Source organism: Sphingomonas vulcanisoli, from assembly GCF_011761305.1.
In the GTDB taxonomy this organism is placed as follows: domain Bacteria; phylum Pseudomonadota; class Alphaproteobacteria; order Sphingomonadales; family Sphingomonadaceae; genus Sphingomonas_I; species Sphingomonas_I vulcanisoli.
Genome location: NZ_JAAOZC010000003.1, coordinates 259,693 through 279,581, shown reverse-complemented (window position 1 = coordinate 279,581; position 19,889 = coordinate 259,693). Strand labels below are relative to the sequence as shown.

Sequence of the window (19,889 nt, the reverse complement as noted above, 5' to 3'; positions counted from 1 at the left end):
GCGGGTTTTCGTGAGAGTTCGGCGACTCTTGCGTTTCAGGCTGATGACAGCGCCCGGCTTATTCCAATTCCTTCCCCGCCGTCTCGGGAAGGCCAAAGATCACCACCACCAGCGCCACGGCGGTTACCGCGACGGTGTACCAGAGGCCCGCGAAGGGATCGCCGCTCCTGGCGACGATGTAGGCGCTGATAAAGGGCAGGAAGCCGCCGAAATAGCCGGTGCCGATATGGTAGGGCACGGACATCGACGTATAGCGCACCCGTGCCGGAAACAGCTCGACCAGATAGGCCGCCACCGGCCCGTAGGTCATGCCCGAGAGGAAGCCGACGGCGATGATCGCCAGCGCCATCTGGATAGCAGCGCCGAGCGGCGGGGTGATCTTTTCGAGGTGGTAACCTGCGGCAGAGAGCGCGGTATCGAGCGCCGCCGGATCGGCGGGCTTGCCGCCGATGGTCACCGAGGGTGGTTCGCCGACAGGTGCCGTGAGCTTGGTATAAGCGACGCCCTTCTTGGAGAGCATATCCAGCAATTTGCCGCAGGCGGTCGGCTGTCCCTTGGTGGCGAAGGGGTCATAGGTGCAGTCGGATCCGCTGACGACGACGGGCGCGTTCCGCATCGCTTGCGCCAGGCCGGGATTCCCGACCGCCGCGAGCCAGTGGAACAGCGGGAACAGCAGGACCAGGGTCAGCGCATAGCCGGCGACGATCGATTTCTTGCGGCCGATCCTGTCCGATAGCCAGCCGAACAGGATGAACCAGCCGAAGCTGACGACCGCCGCCGCCCCAATGATCAGCCGCGCGGGCATATCATCGATCCGCAGGCCGTTCTGGAGGAAGTAGAGCGCCTGGAACTGTGCGGTGTACCAGATCACCGTCAGCCCGGCGGCGACCCCGAACAGCACCGCAAGGATGCGGCCAACCTTGGCGGGCGTATCGAAGCTTTCGCGCAACGGATTGCGGGCGAGCGCGCCCTCCTCCCGCATTGCGCGGAACACCGGGCTTTCATTGAGCTTCAGCCGGATCCACAGCGAGAAAGCGAGCAGCACCAGGCTGAACAGGAAAGGGATGCGCCAGCCCCACGCCTCCCATGCCGCCTTGGGCACGAAACTGTTGGCGATCTGCACCACCATCAGGCTCAACAGGAAGCCGCCGATCACGCCCGATTGGATGAAACTTGTATAGAGGCCGCGTCGGTGCGCCGGCGCATGTTCGGCGACATAGATCGCCGCCCCGCCATATTCTCCGCCCAGCGCCAAACCCTGCGCCACCCGTGCGAGCAGCAGCAGGATCGGCGCGGCGAGGCCCCATTGCGCATAGGTAGGCAGCAAGCCGATCACCGCGGTGGCGCCGCCCATCAGCGCGACGGTGGCGAGAAAGGTGTATTTGCGGCCGAGCTTATCCCCCAGCACCCCGAACAGCACCGCACCCAACGGCCGCATCCCGAAGCCGACCCCGAAGGTGGCAAGCGTGATCAGCAGCGAGGCGGAAGGATTGTCGGCGGGAAAGAAATGCTTGGCGATGATCGTGGCAAGCGTGCCGTAGACGAAGAAATCATACCATTCGAACACCGTGCCGAGCGCCGAGGCGGTGATCACCAGCGCCGTGCTCGTCGGCTCGTCCGCCACTCCCGTTATTCCCTTTGCTGTCATAGGGCGAGCTTAGGGACAGATGGATCGAGCGGAAAGAGCAGCTCCGTATCCGTCATCCCCGCGCAGGCGGGGATCTGTTCGGTGCGCCGCCTCCCTGGCAGGCGCCCCGATTACGGAGTCCCGCCTGCGCGGGAATGACAGTCTAGGTGCTTTTACGCCGCGACGGCTTCTCTCAGGGTGCGTTGTTGTGCAGCGGCGTCTTGGCGGACTTTGGTGCGGAGTTTGCCGATGTGGCGGCGCTGCCAAAGGCCGGAGGCGAGGAAGGTGGCACCGCCGAGCAGGAACTGCAGCGCGATGACGTAGTAGGGCCAGCGCATCGTCGCGAGATTGACGTAGAGGACATAGTAGCGCGGGCTCGGATGATAGCCGAGGTAGCGGTACAGCCGGATCAGCGCGCCCGGCAGATCGGAGCGCACCAGCACGCCTTCGCGGTGCGTGATCACCGATCCCGAATGAATATCGGGCCGCTCGGCGGGCAGGAACTCGACGAAGTAGCGGATGTCCGGGTTGGCGCCCTTGGGCGGAAATAGCGGCGCATAGAGCGCGGTGCGGCGCGCGAACAATATGCCGCGGCTGAACGAGGAGATGCGCCCGTAGCGCAGCGTGCCCCGGAAGGCGGCGGCGCCTTCGTGGATCTGCGGCTGCTGCAGGCTGTCCGGCGTATAGACGCGCGGGTTGTCCATCGAACTGGGTAGCGCCAGCGTCCAGAGCAAAGCCATCACCGCTGCGAACCACAAGGCCGCGGTGAAGCCGAACAGGAAGTGCATGTAATCGCGCGCCGCCAGCAGCGCGAGCGCGCCCTCCCGCTTCAGCCGCCGGGTTTCCAGAACGTGCGCGACGGACTCGTCGTCCAGCCCGATCAGCGCGCGGTTGGCGACGGCGTCCCGCTCGTCCAGCTCACGCGCGCGCCGCCGGCGCAGGATCAGCAGCGCCGGCCAGCCGAAGACCATCGTCAGCAGGCAGAAGTTGAACGTCGGCAGATCCTGCCCGAGCCGATCGAACTGCCATTCCGCCATGATCGCGAACAGCCCGCGATAGCTCGCCGCCTCCCACGAAAAATACAGCACAACCACCAACACCCACAGCCATAACAGCTGCAGCCGTAGCGCTCGGGATCGCACCGGCGCCTTTGGTCTCCAGATTTCGGTCATGATGGGAGGACCGAAACCCTACCGGATTTTCGCCATCCGCGGGATATGCAAAAACCCGACACGCACACTTACAGCCATTCTTCTTCCCCAAGTATGCTTTCCATACGATCGGTGATCGTTTTTGGACGCAGAAGAAACGCCGTTAACGTGGAAAATTAATCGAAGTTATGCGCGTCAAATCGCGTTGGCGCAGCCGAGCAGCGCCTTGACCGATGCGGTGGCAACATCCTCATCGACCCCGACACCGAACAAAGTGCGCCCTTCCGGCGTCCGCGCTTCCACGTAGGCCGCGGCCTTGGCGCCCGATCCATGCCCGATCGCATGTTCGGAATAATCGACGATATCGAGATCGATGCCAAAGCCGCTCTTCAGGCCGGCGACGACACTCGACAGCAACCCGTTGCCGCGCCCGCTGACCGAGCTTTCCTTGCCGCCATGGCGAATCGTGCCGGTGAACAGCCGATCGCCATCGGCGCGGCCTTCGTGATAATCGACCAGATCATACGCCTGCTGCCCGATCAGCCGATACTGTTTCTCGAACGCGCCCCAGATATCGGCAGCGTTCAACTCGCGGCTGTGTTCGTCGGCCAGCGCCTGCACGACGCGGCTGAAATCCGCCTGCAGACGCTTGGGGAGCTTCAGCCCCTTGTCCTGCTCAATCACCCAGGCGACACCGCCCTTGCCGCTTTGCGAATTGACGCGGATCACCGCTTCATAGCTGCGGCCGAGATCGGCGGGATCGATCGGCAGATAGGGCACGCTCCACAGCCCGCTGTTGCTCTGCTCCTGCGCGGCGAACCCCTTCTTGATCGCGTCCTGATGGCTGCCTGAGAAAGCTGTGAACACCAGATCGCCGGCATAGGGCGTGCGCGGGTGGACGGGGATATTGGTGCAATATTCGACCGTCTTCACCACCTCATCGACGTCCGAGAAATCGAGGCCGGGATCGACGCCCTGCGTGTAGAGGTTCATCGCCACAGTCACGAGATCGCAATTGCCGGTGCGCTCGCCATTGCCGAGCAGGCAGCCCTCGACGCGATCGGCGCCCGCCATCAGCCCCAGCTCCGCCGCCGCGACGCCGGTGCCACGATCGTTGTGCGTATGCAGCGAGACCACCACGGCATCGCGATTGGGGATGTTGCGGCAGAAATATTCGATCTGATCGGCGTAGATGTTGGGCGTCGCTGCCTCGACGGTGGCGGGCAGGTTGAAGATGATCGGGCGATCGGGCGTCGGCTGGAGCACGCCCATCACCGCCTCGCAAACCTCCAGACTGAAATCGAGTTCGGCGGTGGAGAAGGTTTCCGGGCTGTATTCGAAATGCCAATCGACATTCGGCTGCTTGGCAGCTTCGTCGCGCAGCAGCTTGGCGCCGGTGATAGCGATCTCGCGCACCTCGTCCCGGCTCATCTGGAAGACGATCCGCCGCCAGGCCGGAGATACCGCATTGTAAAGGTGGACGATCGCCTGTTTGGCGCCGACGAGGCTCTCAAAGCTCTTCTCGATCAGGTCACGGCGGGATTGGGTCAGCACCTGGATCACGACATCGTCCGGAATCTTGCCCTGCTTGACGAGGCCCGAGATGAAATCGAACTCGGTGGCGCCCGCCGACGGGAAGCCGACCTCGATTTCCTTGAGCCCAATCTTGCAGAGCAGATCGAAGAAGCGCTGCTTCTTCTCCTCGTCCATCGGATCGATCAGCGCCTGATTGCCGTCGCGCATATCGGTGGAGAGCCAGCGGGGCGCCTTGGTGATCGTGCGCGACGGCCATTGGCGATCGGGGATATGGATCTGCGGGAAAGGGCGATATTTGACGGAAGGGTCGGCCAGCATAGTCATGGATGTCACTCGTGCTCGAAAAGGATCGGGGCGCGCGGTCATTTGCGCGGTCTATGGTCCCTTAGGCGGTGAGCGGCGGCGGACAGCCGCGCGAAATCGACGCGCCTAAGGGCGCGTAAGTCGAAGCAGGAGAAGGCTGCGCAGCGACGGCATGGCCCGCGCCTAGGCGATGCGGACACAAACGTCCAGCCATTTAGCGGCTGTTAACCGCCATTGGCTAGCTCAACCTTCCAAGGGAGGCCGCAGTGATCCAACTTACTTACATCAGCTCGGCAACGGCGACGGTGAACGATGCCGAGGTTCAGACGATCCTGACGGCATCCCGGCGCAACAATGCGGCCGCGGGCGTGACCGGGCTGCTGCTGTACGATGGCCGCCGCTTCCTGCAGGCGCTGGAAGGCGAGCCCGTGCTGGTCAACCGCACCTATGAACGGATCAAAGCCGATCCCCGCCACCGTGCGGTAGTGCTGCTGAGCAGCAAGGACACGACCGAACGATCGTTCGGGGAGTGGGCCATGGCGGCGCAGAAGGTGGCTACGGCCAGGGCGTCCGACATGGCCACCCTGGTCGATGAGCTGACGGCAGGCGTCGCGGATGCCAACATCCGCGAGCTCTTCCGCGGCTTCGCGCGGGTCCGCGCAGCCGCCTGACTTATGGCGCGGTGAAGGCGACGTGGATGCCGAGCTTCACCTCGTCGCTGACGGCGGGCACCGCGAAGCCGAGGCCGAATTCGCTGCGCTTGATCGTCGCCGAGCCATGGAAGCCGAAGTTCAGCTTTTTGCTCATCGGGTTCGATCCCGCGCCCACGAACTTGGCATCGATCACGATCGGCTTGGTGATGCCCTTGATCGTGAGGTTGCCCATGATCTTGGCCGACGTGCCGTTGACCACTACCGATGTCGAGGTGAAGGTTGCGGTCGGGAACTTGGCGGTATCGAACATCTCTGGCGTGGCGAGATGCTTGGCGAACCCGACCGACGTCACCGTGATGACGCTGGTATCGAAGGTCACATCGACCTTCGCCGCGTTGGGCTTGGCGGGATCGATGGTCAGCGAGCCGCCGGTCGCTCCGAACAGGCCCGACAGTGACGAAAAGCCCAGGTGATCGACCGTCCAGATCACCTGCGTATGATTGGGATCAACCTTGTAGGTGCCGGCCGGGACCCGCGAAACATCGGGCGCGCCAGGCATGCCCATAGGAGCTTGCGCCATCACGGGCGCGGCAAGCAAGGCAAGGGCGAGAAAAGCTGAGCGCATCATGGAGCCTCGAATAAAAAAGGGGACGCCGGACTTGTGATCCTGCGCCCCCTTCGCGTCAACCGCGTAACGATCGAAGCGACTATTCGATGAAGTTGATCAGTTCTTACTCTTGTCGACCAGCTTGTTCTGCGTGATCCACGGCATCATCGCGCGCAGCTTGGCGCCGGTCTGTTCGATCGGATGCGCGGCGGCGAGCTTTCGGGCGGCCTTGAGTTCGGGCTGGCCGGCGCGGTTGTCGAGCACGAAATTCTTGACGAAACGGCCCTGCTGAATGTCCTCCAGCACCTTCTTCATCTCCCACTTGGTCTCGTCGGTGATGATGCGCGGGCCGGTGGTGATGTCGCCATATTCGGCGGTGTTGCTGATCGAATAGCGCATGTTGGCGATGCCGCCCTCATACATCAGATCGACGATCAGCTTCACTTCATGGAGGCATTCGAAATAGGCCATTTCGGGCGCATAGCCCGCCTCGGTCAGCGTCTCGAAGCCCGCCTGGATCAGGTGGGTAAGGCCGCCGCATAGCACCGCCTGCTCGCCGAACAGATCGGTCTCGCATTCCTCCTTGAACGTCGTCTCGATCACGCCCGCGCGGCCGCCGCCGATCGCCGAGGCATAGGACAGCGCGACGTCATGCGCGTTGCCGCTGGCGTCCTGATGGATCGCGATCAGGCAGGGCACGCCGCCGCCGCGCAGATATTCGGAGCGGACTGTGTGGCCCGGCCCCTTGGGCGCGATCATGAACACATCGATATCCGCCGGCGGCTCGATCAGCCCGAAATGAACATTGAGACCATGCGCGAAGGCGATCGCCGCGCCGGGCTTTAGATTGCCCTTGAGATCATTTTCCCAAATTGCGGCCTGATGCTCATCGGGCGCGAGGATCATGACGATATCCGCCCAGGCCGCCGCTTCGGCGCCGGTCAGCACCTTGAAACCAGCATCGGTCGCCTTTTTTGCAGTCGCCGAATCAGGGCGGAGCGCTATCGCCACTTCGGCAACGCCCGAATCCTTGAGGTTCTGGGCGTGGGCATGGCCCTGGCTGCCATAGCCGACGATCGCCACCTTCTTGGTCTTGATCAGGCCGATATCGGCATCGGAATCGTAGTAAACGCGCATTGGTAGAAATCCCCGGACTGTGAGCGTCCCTCGACTTCGCTCGGGACAGAAGGATGGTGAAACAAGAAACCCCGTTCGTATCGACCGAAGTCGAGATACGCTGCTTTAGATCACCTCATGCCCCCGTGCGATGGCGGCGATGCCGGTGCGGGCGACCTCGATCAGGCCGACTTCGCGCATCAGCTCGAGGAATTTGTCGATCTTCTCGGTGCCGCCCGTCACTTCGAACACGAAGCTGGAGGTGGTCGCATCGACGACGCGGGCGCGATAGACTTCGGCCAGGCGCAGCGCCTCGATCCGATGATCGCCCGCACCCGCGACCTTGACCAGAGCAAGCTCGCGCTCGACATGCGGGCCCTGCGCGGTGAGATCGCGCACGCGGTGGACGGGCGGCAGGCGATCGAGCTGCGCCATGATCTGCTCGATCATCTCGGGCGCGGCCTTGGTGACGATCGTGATGCGGCTGATCGCCTCATCCTCGGTCACGTCGGAGACGGTCAGGCTCTCGATATTATAGCCGCGCCCCGCGAACATCCCCGCGATCCGCGCAAGGATGCCGGGCTCATTGGCGACGGTGAGCGACAGCGTATGCCGCTCAGCGGCTTCGGTACGGATGTGCATCATCAGACGAGTGCCTTCGCCTCATCATCCATCGTCCCGCTGACCTCGTTGGCCTGCAGGATCATATCCGTGTGCGCGGCGCCGCTGGGGATCATCGGCAGGCAGTTGGCGAGCTTGGCGACGCGGCAATCGACCATCACCGGGCCGTCATAGGCCAGCATCTCGGCGATGCCACCATCGAGCGCCGCCGGATCCTCGATCCGCATGCCCTTCCAGCCATAGGCTTCGGCGAGCGCCACGAAATCGGGCAGCGAGTCCGAATAGCTGTGCGAGTAGCGGCTTTCATAGGTGAGTTCCTGCCACTGACGGACCATCCCCATATATTCGTTGTTGAGGATGAAGACCTTGATCGGCAGGCGGTACTGCGTCGCGGTCGCCATCTCCTGGATGTTCATCTGGATCGAGGCTTCGCCGGCGATATCGATCACCAAAGCATCGGGATTGCCGATCTGAGCGCCGATCGCGGCGGGCAGGCCATAGCCCATCGTGCCGAGGCCACCGCTAGTCAGCCACTTGTTCGGCGCTTCGAAACCGAAATGCTGCGCGGCCCACATCTGATGCTGGCCGACTTCGGTGGTGATGATCGGATCGCGATGCTTGGTCGCCTCCCACAACCGACGGATAGCGTGCTGCGGCATGATCTCCTTGGCGGATGCCGGGAAATCGAGGCTGCGAACGGCGCGCCAGCCATCGATCCGGGCGTACCAGTCGGAGAGATCGGGCTTTTGGTGCCCACGCTGCCGCCACAGCGCCGCGATCGCCTCCATCGCCCGGCCCGCATCGGTGACGATGCCGACGTCGGCGCGGACGATCTTGTTGATCGAGGAGCGATCGATATCGATGTGGACCTTGCGCGCGTGCGGCGCGAAGGCATCCAGCCGCCCGGTGACGCGATCATCGAAGCGCGCGCCGATCGCGATGATCAGGTCCGCCTTGTTCATCGCATGATTGGCTTCGTAGGTGCCGTGCATGCCGAGCATACCCAGCCACTGTGGCGAGGAGGCGGGCAGCGCGCCAAGCCCCATCAGCGTGGACGTCACGGGCGCGCCGGTCAGTGCGGCGAGATCGCGCAGCGCGGCGGTCGCCTCCGGCCCGGCATTGATAACGCCGCCGCCGGTGTAGAAGACCGGACGCTCGGCCGCGGCCAGCATCTCCACCACCGTCGCGATCGCTGCGGGATCGGGTTCGGTCTGCGGGCGATAGGGCGCGGGCTGCGGCAGGCTCGCCGCCGCCGCGACCTGCACATCCTTGGGCAGATCGATCAGCACGGGGCCGGGGCGTCCCTTGGTGGCAATATCGTAGGCCTCGCGGATCACGCCTTCCAGCCGCGCCGGATCCTTCACCAGATAATTATGCTTGGTGCAGTGGCGCGTGATGCCGACCGTGTCGCATTCCTGAAAGGCATCCGATCCGATCAGCGCGGTGGGCACCTGCCCCGTAATCACCAGCATCGGGATCGAATCCATCAGCGCATCGGCGATGCCGGTGACCGCGTTGGTCGCGCCGGGGCCCGAGGTGACGAGCACGACGCCGGGCTTGCCGGTGGAGCGCGCATAGCCCTCCGCCGCATGCGCCGCGCCGCCTTCCTGGCGAACGAGGATGTGGCGAATCTTGTCCTGCTTGAACAAGGCGTCATAGATCGGAAGCACCGCGCCGCCCGGATAGCCGAAGATCACTTCGACTCCGAGATCGACCAGGGTCTCGATCAATATGTCCGCGCCGGTGCGTTCGCCCGCCATGATTCGTCCAGTTCGCTTGGGAAGCGACCGGTTAGAGGCAAGAAAGTTGCGTGTCAAAGCCCCTTTGGTAATTTAATTACGCTAAATACGTTCCAATGATATAAAAGTACGTTGAACCTGCCCTAGCGCACATATATTTGTCCAGAGCTATCCCGATGAAGCCGGCGGTCGCTCCCGGCTGCGATGACGACGGATCACGGTGCTGACAGTGCCGAAGCCCTAGGATCGGCATCCCCCATGTCGGGCACGAAGATGTTGGCCGAAACCGAAGCGGCGACGGCCACGGGACGTTACAGTGGCTGGTTGCGAAACCAGGTCCTCTGGCGCTTGGCATAATTGCGCGTCGCTTGCCGAAGACGATCAAGCGTTTGTTCTTGACCGCTATTTCCGGCGAGCAAGTCCGCAATGGGCGCCACGCCAATCGCGCGCATGATCGGGAGGGAGGGTTCGAGACCGAGACTGAGAAGCCGCTGCACCTCTTCGATGCCGCCCGCATCCAGGATCGTCTCTGCCCGGGCATCGCAGCGCGCGTAGAGATCGGCGAGCGGCGGATCGACCTTCGTGACCTCCGGCGTGATCGACTCGCGGATGCCGCCGACCCGCGCCTGCTGCCAGACAGCCAACGGTTTGCCTGTAGAGCGCACCACCTCGAGCGCGCGCTGGGTGCGGCTGGTATCATGAGGATGCAGACGCGCGGCGGCGGCCGCGTCTTCGATCGTCAACGCCGCATGCGCCGCCGCAGGTGCCAGTTCCCGAACCTTTGAGCGGACGGCGGGATCGATTGGGGGCACCGGCGCGATGCCATCGAGCAGTACGCGGAAATAGAGCCCCGTGCCGCCGACCAGGATCGGCAGCCTGCCCTCCTCCAGCACGGCGGCGATCGCGGCCCTGGCATCCTCCGCCCAGTCCGCCGCCGAACAGGCGTCGTCGGCGGCGCGATAGCCGTAGAGCCGGTGCGGCACACGCGCCTCTTCCTCCGCCGAGGGCCGAGCGGTGAGGATGCGAAGATCGCAGTAGACCTGGCTGGCATCGGCATTGATCACCGTGCCGCCCTCCCGTTCGGCGAGCGCCATCGCCAGCGCCGACTTGCCGCTGGCGGTCGGCCCTGCAATGAGCGCCACCCTTGGTTTTGAGGATCCGAACATGTTCATCGCCACGCTGATAGCATCTCCCGGCGGATTGACGCCCGCCGATCTGGGGACAGCGCGCGATGCGATTGGCGGCGCGGGCGGGATGGTATCCGAGACCAGCTGGATCGACGCGGGTGAGGCGGCGGACCTGTTCTTTGGGCGGCTGGATGTGGCCGGTGCGCGGGCGGTGCTCGAAGGGCTGCTGCCGGATGTGGACGTGATCGTTCAGCCGCGCGCGCATCGCGCCAAGAAATTGCTGATCGCCGATATGGATTCGACGATGATCACCATCGAATGCATCGACGAGCTCGCCGATTATGCCGGCATCAAGCCGCAGATCGCCGAAGTGACCGAGCGCGCGATGCGTGGTGAGCTGCAGTTCGAGCAGGCGCTGGATGCGCGCGTCGCGCTGCTCGCGGGGCTCGACGCGGCGGTGATCGACCGCTGTTATACCGAGCGTGTGGTGCTGATGGGCGGCGCACGGACCCTGGTGCGGACGATGAAGGCGCATGGCGCCCGCGCGGTGCTGGTGTCGGGGGGCTTCACGGTGTTCGCGGATCGGGTCGGCGAAGCGATCGGCTTCGATCGGATGCTCTCCAACGTGCTCGATATCGCCGACGGCAAGCTCAGTGGCACGGTGCGCAAGCCGATCGTCGGCGCGGACGCCAAGCGCGAGACCTTGCTGGCAGAGGTGGCGGCTCTCGGTATCAAGCCGGAGGAGACGCTGGCGGTGGGCGACGGGGCCAACGATATTCCGATGATCCAGGCAGCGGGCCTAGGTATCGCCTATCACGCCAAGCCTAAGACCGCCGCGGCGGCGGGCGCGCGGATCGAGCATCGGGATTTGCATGCGCTGCTATTTGCGCAGGGGTATGCGCGGAGTGTGTGGGTGACCGACTGACCTAAAAGCCGTTCGTGCTGAGCTTGTCGAAGCACCGTCCTTCCCTTCTTCGGGCCAACAAAGAAGAGCGGCCCTTCGACACGCTCAGGGCGAACGGGGTCTAAGAGCTAGGCGCCACCACGAAACAGCCGAGGCCCGCAGCGACCAGTTTCTGGCACAGCGCGCTTGCCTCTGCCTTGCTGGCGATCCCCACCGCCTGCAGCCGCGTCATGGAGCCCGAGGGCACGGCGGCGTGATCCAATGCGGCGAGATCGGGGGCCTTGCGCTTGAGCCGTACCCACTCGCTTTCGGCGGCGGCCGGCGATGCGACCGCAGCGAGCTGGACGCGCCAGCCGCCCGTCACGGGCGCGGAGGCGGTGTGTATCGGCGCGGCGGCCGTCGGCGCTGATGGCGGCAACTCGATCGTCGCAAGCGGCGCAGGGCCTGTGGAAACGGGAGGGATCGGATCGGCGGCGGACGTCGTGGCCGAAGCGACTGGCGCGACCGACGGCGTCGCCGCGACATAAGGCGTCTTCACCGTCCGCACCGGCGGCGCAGCGGCACGCGCGACCGGGGGCGGCGGTACGGGTAGCGCGCCGGTCTCCGGGCCGGCTGGCTGCGCGGCGAGTTGATCGGCGCGAGCGCGGGCGTCGGCATCCACATAGGGCTCCATCAGCTGCAGGCTGCGCTGCGCTTCGGGCAGGCCCTTCTGCGCAGCGAGGCGCATCTCGGCATAGGCCGCGCCGATGTCCTTGGGCACGTAATCGCCGTTGAAGCGCGCGGTGCCCAAGATGTAGAGCGCCTGCGCATTGCCGCGCTGGCTCGCCGCCTGCAGCAAGGGCACCGCCTGCTTGCGCTCACCCTTGACGAACAACAGCACGCCCAGCGCATCGGCGGCGCGCGTGTCGTTCGGCGCGGCCTTCTTGAACCAGCTCAGCGCCTGCTCGCGATCGGCCTGCACGCCGTTGCCCGAACGGTACGCCTCGCCCAGCGCATATTGCGCCGCCGGATCGCCCGCCTGCGCCGATGCGACCAGCGCGGGCGAATAAGGCTGCCAGCCCTGCGCCTGCGCGATACCTGCCATAAGCATCCCGATCGCCAGCAACCGTCTCATAAGCGCACGCCTCCCTTGATCAGGTGGTTGATCCGACCCTGCACGGGCAGGCCATCGAACGGCGTGTTGCCCGCCTGCGCCACCATTTTTTCCGAGCTGATCCGCCACGGTGCCTCGGGATCGATCAGGATCAGGTCCGCCTCGGCGCCCACCGCGATCGCGCCGCCGGGGAGACCGAAGCGCTTTGCGGGGGCGGCGCTGAGCAGATCGAACAGGCGGGGCATCGCGATCGTGCCATCGCGCACCAGCCCGAGGCCGAGGCTCAGCAGCGTTTCCGCACCCGCCATGCCCGGTTCGGCATCGACGAAGGGCAGGCGCTTGGCTTCCGGCCCGCGCGGATCGTGGCCGGAGCAGAGAATATCGATTGTGCCATCGGCCAGCGCGCGCAGGCAGGCCTGGCGATCGTCCTCGCTCCTGAGCGGCGGCGAGAGGCGGGTGAACGTGCGAAAATCGCCCATTGCGACATCGGACAGTAGCAGATGCGCGGGCGTGATCCCGCACGTCACGGGCAATCCCCGCCGCTTGGCATCGCGCACCAGATCGAGCGCGCGCGCCGTGGTAAGCTGGCGGAAGTGCAGCGGCGCGCCCGTCACCTCTACCAGCAGCAGATCGCGTGCCACCGCCAGCGCCTCGGCCTCGGCGGGTGCGGCGGGAAGGCCCATGCGTGTCGCCGCCTCGCCATTGGTGGCGACCGCGCTGCCCGCGAGGCCGGCATCCTCGGCATGGGAGATTGTCACCAGCCCCAGCGCGCCGGCATAGCTCAGCAGCCGTTGCATCACGCCGCTGTCGGCGATCCAGCCGCGCCCGGTCGCGGTGCCGCAGGCCCCTGCCCGCGCCATCAGCCCGATCTCGGCAAGGTCGGTGCCCTTCAATCCCTGCGTCGCCGCCGCGAGCGGATGCACCCAGACGTCCGGTTTGCCCGCTGTCACTGCATGCTGGATCAGCGCCACCGCATCGAGCGGTTGCGATTGATCGGGCATCAGCACCGCGCGCGTGATTCCGCCCGCGCTGAACGCCGCCGGATCGATCGCGAACACGCCGACATCGATGATCCCCGGCGCGATCAGCTTGCCGCCCGCGTCGATCGTCTCGGCATCGTCGGGCACCGCGAAAGTGCCGACGCCCGCGATCAGGCCATCGCGCACCAGCACTCCACCGGGCGCTACCGTGCCGCCCGCGACCACCTGCCCGCCCAGAATTGCCAGCGCGCTCACCAGCCCGCCACCCCGCGCCGCGCGCGCGTCAGCACATCGAGACAGGCCATGCGCATCGCCACGCCCATCTCCACCTGTTCGGGGATTGCCGATCGGTTGAGATCGTCGGCTACCGAACTGGCGATCTCGATCCCCCGGTTCATCGGCCCGGGATGCATCACCAGAGCATCGGGCGCAGCGCGCGCCAGCCGTTCGGGCGTGAGGCCGTAAAGCGCGTGATATTCGCGTTCGGAGGGCACGAAGCCGCCGGCCATCCGCTCGCGCTGGAGGCGGAGCATCATCACCACGTCCGCGCCCTCAAGGCCCGCATCGAAATCGGTGAAGGCGGTGACGCCCATCCGCTCGACCTGCGGCGGCAGCAATGTCGGCGGGCCGACGACACGGACGTCCGCGCCGAGCGTACCGAGCGCGAGGATGTTCGATCGCGCCACCCGGCTGTGCAGCACGTCGCCGCAGATCGCGATCGTAAGCCCCGCGACCCGGCCCTTGCGGCGGCGGATGGTGAGCGCATCGAGCAAGGCCTGCGTTGGATGCTCGTGCCGCCCGTCACCCGCGTTGAGCACGGGGCAATCCACCTTGTCGGCGATCAGCTGCACCGCGCCCGAGGCTTCGTGGCGGATGACGATCACATCGGGCCGCATCGCATTGAGCGTGATCGCGGTATCAATCAGCGTCTCGCCCTTCTTCACGCTGGATGTGGCGGCGTGCATGTTGACCACGTCCATGCCCAGCCTTTTGCCCGCGATCTCGAAGCTCAGCAGCGTGCGGGTGCTGTTCTCGAAGAAGGCGTTGATCTGGGTAAGCCCGGCGAGGCGATTGTCATGCTTGGCAGCGCCGCGATTGAGCGCGATCCACTGCTCCGCCTCATCGAGCAGGAAGAGGATTTCATGCGGGCCAAGGCCGGCGATGCCGAGCAGATGCCTGTGCGGAAACAGCAGCGCGCCGAACGTCTCTTCAGAGGAAGGCGGGGCGGCAGGCATTAAAGCCGCCTGCTACCCGTTCCGGACCCGAACCTCAAGCGCGGCGGATGGCGGGACGGCGTTAGCTGCGACCGATCGCAATTGCGGAGTGATCCTCGGAGACGATCTTCCGTCCGGCCGCTTTGCGCTCGGAATAGCGATCAACAAGTTGGTTGGCATGTGGCCGCATCAGGATCGTGAACCGAACCAGCTCTTCCATCACGTCCACGATCCGATCGTAATAGTCGGAAGGCTTCATACGATCGTCATCGCCGAATTCCTTATAGGCCATCGCGACTGACGATTGGTTTGGGATCGTGAACATCCTCATCCAGCGGCCGAGAATGCGCAGCGTGTTCACGCTATTGAACGACTGCGATCCTGCCGACACTTGCATGACGGCGAGCGTCCGGCCTTGCGTGGGACGCATGCCGCCCATCGACAGCGGCAGGTGATCAATCTGCGTCTTCATCACGCCGGTAATCTGGCCGTGGCGCTCAGGGCTGCACCAGACCTGGCCCTCCGACCACATCGAAAGCTCGCGCAATTCGTGAATGACCGGATGGTCGTCACCGGCGGCCTGATCCGGCAAAGGCAGATCGCTTGGATCGAAAATGCGGGTCACGGCACCGAATAGCTGGAGCAGCCGCGCCGCCTCTTCGACGCACAGGCGGGAAAAGGATCACTCGCGGAGCGAGCCATAGAGCAGCAGGATCCTTGGCGGCGGCTGATCGGCCCCGAGGCCCAGCCCCGGTCGGTCGATCGCAAATGATCGGTCCAATGCGGGGAGGTGATCGGGATCGGACAGGGCGCGGAGGCGGCTCATATCGCTTTCGCTCTGTGTTCGGGAAAGAGCGAACCGGCCACGACATGCGCGGCAAGCGCCCCGACGATTTGCGCGACGACGAAGCCCGGCACGCTCGACGGCGCGATGCCGGCGAAGCTATCGCTCAGCGATCGCGCGATGGTGATGGCGGGGTTGGCGAAGCTGGTCGAAGAGGTGAACCAATAGGCAGCCGTGATATAGAGCGCGACGCTGGCTGGGATGTGCTCGGGCCGCATTTTAGCGGTCCCCAGGATCGTCAGGATCAGGCCGAACGTGGCGACGGCCTCGCCAGTCCATTGACCGGGGCCGGTGCGCACTTTGTGCGCGAGCTGAAGCACGGGCGCATCGAACATGAGATGCGCAAGCCAGACGCCGAGGACGCCACCGAAGAGCTGCGCCGCGACATAGGCGATCGCCACGGTGGTGCTGATATGCCCGCGCAACCGCATGACCAGAGAAACGATAGGGTTGAGATGCGCACCCGAGACCGGCCCCAGCATGGTGATCAACACGAAGAGAATTGCGCCCGTCGCAAGCGTGTTGCCGAGAAGCGCGATGGCGACGTTTCCGCCAGCCAGTCGCTCGGCCATGATGCCTGATCCGATGACGGTCGCAAAAAGGAGGAGGCTGCCGAGCGTTTCGGAGAGGATGGCCCGCCGGATCACGTCCCGTTTACTCTGCGACCGAACTCATCGACGACCTGTTCGCCATCCTCCTTGGCGAAGGCGCAGGGCTGGCCGTCCGGCAGTATATCCAGCACGGTCTCCGACGGGCGGCATAGCTTCACGCCTAGCGGCGTAATCACGAGCGGTCGGTTTATGAGGATGGGGTGAGCCATCATCGCATCGATCAGTGCGTCGTCGGTAAGGCTTTCATCGCCTAGGCCTAGATCGGCGTAAGGCGTGTCCTTCTCGCGCAGCAGGTCACGGGGTTTCATACCGCTGCGACCGATCATCTGCATCAGCAGCGGGCGGGCTGGCGGCGTCTTCAGATACTCGATGACGTGCGGCTCGACGCCGCTGTTGCGGATGAGCTCAAGGACATTGCGTGACGTGCCGCAGGCGGGGTTGTGATAGATGATGATGTCGGTCACGGCACGTCCTCAGCAGCAGGTGAGTTCAGCGAGAAGCGGCTCGCACAGATCGGCGCGACCGCCACAGCAATCCTTGGCAAGGAAGAGCATAAGGGCGGTGAGAACGGCGATCTCGGCACGCTGGATTTGGTGGCGACCTTGCTTCTCGGCCCGGACGAGCCCAGCTTTTGCCAAGACTGCGAGGTGGGTCGAAAACGTACTTTGGGTCAGGCCACTAGCCTCGACAAGTGCACCGGTGGGCAAGCCCTCCGGTTCGTGCCGCACGAGCAGGCGGAAGGCGTCGAGCCGTGTGGGGTGCGCCAATGCGCCTAGAGCGGAAAGTGCGGCATCGGTTTCCATACATCGGTAATAACCGATGTAAATTCGAGCGGCAAGATGCATCGGTAATATCCGATGTTTTAGCCATTGCCGATCAGCTCAGAGGTTGGAAGCGCGCTAGTGCGCCGCTCGTTCCCTAAAAACCTGGCCGGTCGGAACACGCGCAATAGCCGCCAGCGCCCCGCAACCTCAGCGATAGGTCAGCTTCACGCGCGCCGTATCGGGCAGGGTCTTGTCGGCGACTGGGATGCGGTATCGGGTGCCCTTGAGGATATCGAGCGGGCGGGAGGCGCCGTCCGGGGCGACGATGGCGGCGGACGCGAGCGGGCGCGAGGCGCTGGTGTAAAGGCCGATCCGGCTCGAATCGCAGCCGCCGATCGCCTCGAAGCCGGCGCGCTGAATGAAGTTGAAACGATCCTTGAGCAGCGCCCAGCCGACGCGGCAATAGAGCCGCAGGTCACCCAGCTTGCGATCCGCCTCGCTGCTGTCCGGCGAGAGGATCCAGAGCTTCACGCCCATCTGCGCGGGTGTGCGGTTGACGGTGAGGCGCCAATCATCGCTATCGAGCGGCGGGATGCCGAAGCGCATCTCGGCATCGACCGGCACCTCGCGAATTTCGTCGCCATTGCGCAGCGTCAGCCGCAGTCCGTCCGCCGAAGCGCCGCCCTTGGCATAGACCTGGAAGAACATGCGGCTGCCCGGCGCGTAACGCTCCCGTCCGGCGAGGAATGCCGCCTGCGCGGCACGGATGTGCTTGCCTTCGAGGCTCCACTGGCCCTTGATCGCGGTGACGACGATCTCGTCCGTGGGGCTTGCCGCAGGCGGCTCCTGCGCCAGCGCCGCCATCGGCAGCGCGAACGCCGCCAGCCACCAAGCCTTCACTGCATTCCCCCCACCATCGCATCGATCGCGCCCTGCAGGATGTAGCTTGCCGCGAGTTTGTCGACGAGTTCGGCGCGACGGGCACGGCTGGCGTCGGCATCGATCAGGGTCCGTGTGACGGCGGCGGTGGACCAGCGTTCGTCCCACAGCAGGATCGGCAGATCGAGGTCGGCAAGGTTGCGCGCGAAGGCGCGGACCGATTGGGTGCGCGGGCTATCGCTGGCATCGAGATTGAGCGGCAGGCCGATGACGAGGCCCCTCACCTGCTGGCGCGTCAGCAGCGCAACCAGCGCGGCCTTGTCCGCCATGAACTTGGTGCGGCGGATCGTCTCGGCCGGGCTGGCGATCGACCAGCGGGCATCGCAGAACGCCACCCCGATCGTCTTGGTGCCGACATCCAGCCCCGCCAGCCGCCCGCCTTCCGGCAGTGCGGCAGCGAAATCGGCGCCGGTCGCGGTGATCATTTGCGCGCAACGAGGAAGGCGATGGTCCGCGCTTCGGCGTCGGCGCGGATGTTGGCCCAGAACAGGGCATAATCGAAGATGTGGTAGTTCTGCCCGGGCAGGACGTACGTGCCATAGCCGGTCGGCGGATCGCCGATCAGCAGGATGCCCTGAGGATCGCAGCGCGCCGGGATGATGCCCTTGGCGACGTCCGCACCGCTCATGCCCGCGCGCGGCACCAGCGCGCCCAGGTTGGCGGCGGCAGGCGCGGCACTGTTCGGCGCGCCGGTCAGCGGATTGACGCACAGCATCGGCGTGCCCTTGCGCGGGCTGCCGGTTAGCCCGTTGGTCGCGTCATAGACCTTTAGCATCAGGCCGGGATCGGCGGGTTCGGCGAAGCTCTGCCAGGCGAGGATGCAGCCCGGCTCTGCAGCGCGGGAGCAACCCGGCAGGCCGAGCTTCGGCAGATCCGCCGTCACCGACACCGGCCAACCGATCAGATAGGCCGCGACGATCCGCTGCGCGATCGGCGTCCCCGCCACCCGCCTCGCCAGCAGGGTCATCAGGTGCAGCGATCCCTGGCTGTGCCCGGCGAGGATGATCGGCCGATCGGGCGGGATCGCCGCGAGGAAGGCGTCGAACGCCTGCTCGACATCGCCATAAGCGAAATCCAGCGCCTGGCCGGCCGCCTTCTCATCGGTGAGGAACGCGCCCGCCGTCGCCTGGCGGTAGCGCGGCGCCCACACCTCGCCGACCGCATTGAACGCGCCCGCCTGGCTGCCGATGAACAGCGTCAACCGCCCGTTGGCTTCGCGATCGTCGATCGGGCCGTTCCATTGGTCTTTCTTGAGATAGGTGGTCGGCGCGACGAAGAAGACCGAGACCTGAGGATCGCGGGTCGCCGTGAAGCCCTCGGGCACCCAGCGCGAGGGATCATTCGGCATGTGCGGCCGCGCCGCCCAGCTTTCCGCCTTGGCATAATCGATCCGCCCCGCCGGCGCCTTGAACGCGCCGCTCGGCACGAACGTCCAGCGCATGATCTGATCCTGGAACAGGTTCCAGCCAATCCCTCCGGCAAGCGTCAGCATAATCAGCGCGGCGATGACATAAAGGAACTTTCGGGCGAGCAGCGGAGCATCCTTTGTGCAGTGCAGCATAAGCTGCGGCCACGGCAAGTGCGTAGCGCGCAACGGCCGACCCGTCCAACGGCGGCGCGCGCCGTGATGGCCGCTTGAAGGCCTTGGGGGGCGATGCTAGCGCGCGGCGATGTCCGTAGATGCCACCATCGTCCGCAAGATCGCTAGCCTCGCGCGCATTGCCGCTTCCGAAGAGGAAGTGGCGGCGCTGGTGCCCGAGCTCAACAATATCCTCGGCTGGGTCGAACAGCTTGGCGAGGTAGATACCGACGGCATCGAGCCGATGACCGCGGTGATTCCCAACACGCTGCGCCTGCGCGAGGACAAGATCACCGATGGCGACATCCGCGACAAGGTGCTGGCCAACGCACCCCAGGCCGAACACGGCTTCTTCACCGTGCCCAAGGTGATCGAATAGTGACTGCCTTCCTCTCCTCCGTTCGCCCTGAGCTTGTCGAAGGGCTGTTTTTCTTTGTCTGCCGTCACGCAGAAGGAGGACAGGGCTTCGACTGGCTCAGCC

General features: G+C 65.2%; 20 protein-coding genes and 1 pseudogene. 3 read left to right on the top strand and 18 right to left on the bottom strand.

Translation table 11 applies throughout. The features are described 5' to 3' along the window. Nucleotides 1-58: 58 nt before the first annotated feature. The 3 genes from FHS31_RS08055 to leuA all read right to left on the bottom strand — a co-directional run bounded on the left by FHS31_RS08055 (nt 59) and on the right by leuA (nt 4,632). Nucleotides 59-1,648 (bottom strand): MFS transporter, encoded by a 1,590-nt coding sequence (locus tag FHS31_RS08055; protein ID WP_167072842.1) that lies wholly within the window; start codon nt 1,646-1,648, stop codon nt 59-61. 152 nt (nt 1,649-1,800) lie between these two features. After that, the gene (locus tag FHS31_RS08050) at nt 1,801-2,799 is read right to left on the bottom strand and encodes a hypothetical protein (protein WP_167072841.1); all 999 of its coding nucleotides are present in this window, start codon (nt 2,797-2,799) and stop codon (nt 1,801-1,803) included. A 174-nt stretch (nt 2,800-2,973) separates the two neighbouring features. Then, nucleotides 2,974-4,632, bottom strand: a complete 1,659-nt coding sequence (leuA, locus tag FHS31_RS08045; protein ID WP_167073003.1) for a 2-isopropylmalate synthase — start codon at nt 4,630-4,632, stop codon at nt 2,974-2,976. Between the two features lie 251 nt (nt 4,633-4,883). On the opposite strand from leuA, the gene FHS31_RS08040 reads away from it, so the two are divergent. Then, nucleotides 4,884-5,288, top strand: coding sequence for a BLUF domain-containing protein (locus FHS31_RS08040; RefSeq protein WP_167072840.1), 405 nt, complete (start codon nt 4,884-4,886; stop codon nt 5,286-5,288). Between the two features lies 1 nt (nt 5,289). On the opposite strand, the gene FHS31_RS08035 is transcribed toward FHS31_RS08040, so the two are convergent. From FHS31_RS08035 to miaA, 5 genes are all read right to left on the bottom strand, one after another. After that, nucleotides 5,290-5,829 carry a YceI family protein gene (locus FHS31_RS08035; protein ID WP_425057207.1) on the bottom strand — a complete coding sequence of 180 codons (540 nt, stop codon included), beginning with the start codon at nt 5,827-5,829 and terminating at the stop codon, nt 5,290-5,292. A gap of 165 nt (nt 5,830-5,994) precedes the next feature. Then, nucleotides 5,995-7,014, bottom strand: coding sequence for a ketol-acid reductoisomerase (gene ilvC / locus FHS31_RS08030; RefSeq protein ID WP_167072839.1), 1,020 nt, complete (start codon nt 7,012-7,014; stop codon nt 5,995-5,997). A gap of 105 nt (nt 7,015-7,119) precedes the next feature. After that, on the bottom strand, nt 7,120-7,635 hold the full coding sequence (gene ilvN, locus FHS31_RS08025) for an acetolactate synthase small subunit (RefSeq protein ID WP_167073001.1): 516 nt from the start codon (nt 7,633-7,635) through the stop codon (nt 7,120-7,122). Nucleotides 7,636-7,637: 2 nt separating this feature from the next. Beyond that, entirely contained in the window at nt 7,638-9,374 is a 1,737-nt protein-coding gene (ilvB, locus tag FHS31_RS08020; protein ID WP_167072838.1) for a biosynthetic-type acetolactate synthase large subunit, read from the bottom strand. A 290-nt stretch (nt 9,375-9,664) separates the two neighbouring features. Next, on the bottom strand, nt 9,665-10,495 hold the full coding sequence (gene miaA / locus FHS31_RS08015; RefSeq protein WP_341786315.1) for a tRNA (adenosine(37)-N6)-dimethylallyltransferase MiaA: 831 nt from the start codon (nt 10,493-10,495) through the stop codon (nt 9,665-9,667). A 22-nt stretch (nt 10,496-10,517) separates the two neighbouring features. Here miaA and serB point away from each other — a divergent pair, with 22 nt between their 5' ends. Further along, nucleotides 10,518-11,405, top strand: a complete 888-nt coding sequence (gene serB / locus FHS31_RS08010; protein ID WP_167073000.1) for a phosphoserine phosphatase SerB — start codon at nt 10,518-10,520, stop codon at nt 11,403-11,405. A gap of 100 nt (nt 11,406-11,505) precedes the next feature. Here serB and FHS31_RS08005 read toward each other — a convergent pair whose 3' ends face one another. From FHS31_RS08005 to FHS31_RS07960, 10 genes and pseudogenes are all read right to left on the bottom strand, one after another. Then, on the bottom strand, nt 11,506-12,498 hold the full coding sequence (locus FHS31_RS08005; RefSeq protein ID WP_167072836.1) for an SPOR domain-containing protein: 993 nt from the start codon (nt 12,496-12,498) through the stop codon (nt 11,506-11,508). Then, the gene (locus tag FHS31_RS08000; protein WP_167072999.1) at nt 12,495-13,715 is read right to left on the bottom strand and encodes a dihydroorotase; all 1,221 of its coding nucleotides are present in this window, start codon (nt 13,713-13,715) and stop codon (nt 12,495-12,497) included. Before FHS31_RS08000 ends, FHS31_RS08005 begins: the two co-directional genes overlap by 4 nt. Beyond that, a complete protein-coding gene (locus FHS31_RS07995) occupies nt 13,709-14,692 on the bottom strand; it encodes an aspartate carbamoyltransferase catalytic subunit (RefSeq protein ID WP_167072835.1) in 984 nt (327 codons plus the stop codon). Before FHS31_RS07995 ends, FHS31_RS08000 begins: the two co-directional genes overlap by 7 nt. Nucleotides 14,693-14,753: 61 nt before the next feature. Continuing rightward, nucleotides 14,754-15,497 (bottom strand): annotated as a pseudogene (gene arsH / locus FHS31_RS07990) (arsenical resistance protein ArsH). Beyond that, entirely contained in the window at nt 15,494-16,162 is a 669-nt protein-coding gene (locus tag FHS31_RS07985) for an aquaporin (RefSeq protein WP_167072834.1), read from the bottom strand. The pseudogene arsH and the gene FHS31_RS07985 overlap by 4 nt, the downstream one beginning before the upstream one ends. After that, nucleotides 16,159-16,590: an arsenate reductase (glutaredoxin) gene (gene arsC / locus FHS31_RS07980; protein WP_167072833.1), complete on the bottom strand. Its 432-nt coding sequence runs from the start codon at nt 16,588-16,590 to the stop codon at nt 16,159-16,161. Before arsC ends, FHS31_RS07985 begins: the two co-directional genes overlap by 4 nt. A gap of 9 nt (nt 16,591-16,599) precedes the next feature. Beyond that, entirely contained in the window at nt 16,600-16,929 is a 330-nt protein-coding gene (locus tag FHS31_RS07975; protein ID WP_167072832.1) for an ArsR/SmtB family transcription factor, read from the bottom strand. Nucleotides 16,930-17,097: 168 nt separating this feature from the next. After that, entirely contained in the window at nt 17,098-17,790 is a 693-nt protein-coding gene (locus FHS31_RS07970) for a hypothetical protein (RefSeq protein ID WP_167072831.1), read from the bottom strand. After that, complete coding sequence (ruvX, locus tag FHS31_RS07965) at nt 17,787-18,254, bottom strand: Holliday junction resolvase RuvX (RefSeq protein WP_167072830.1); 468 nt, start codon at nt 18,252-18,254, stop codon at nt 17,787-17,789. The genes FHS31_RS07970 and ruvX overlap by 4 nt, the downstream gene beginning before the upstream one ends. Next, the gene (locus FHS31_RS07960; RefSeq protein WP_208408618.1) at nt 18,251-19,390 is read right to left on the bottom strand and encodes a DUF3089 domain-containing protein; all 1,140 of its coding nucleotides are present in this window, start codon (nt 19,388-19,390) and stop codon (nt 18,251-18,253) included. Before FHS31_RS07960 ends, ruvX begins: the two co-directional genes overlap by 4 nt. A 109-nt stretch (nt 19,391-19,499) precedes the next feature. Between FHS31_RS07960 and gatC the strand changes: the two genes are divergently transcribed. Beyond that, complete coding sequence (gene gatC, locus FHS31_RS07955) at nt 19,500-19,787, top strand: Asp-tRNA(Asn)/Glu-tRNA(Gln) amidotransferase subunit GatC (protein WP_167072829.1); 288 nt, start codon at nt 19,500-19,502, stop codon at nt 19,785-19,787. Nucleotides 19,788-19,889: the final 102 nt, after the last annotated feature.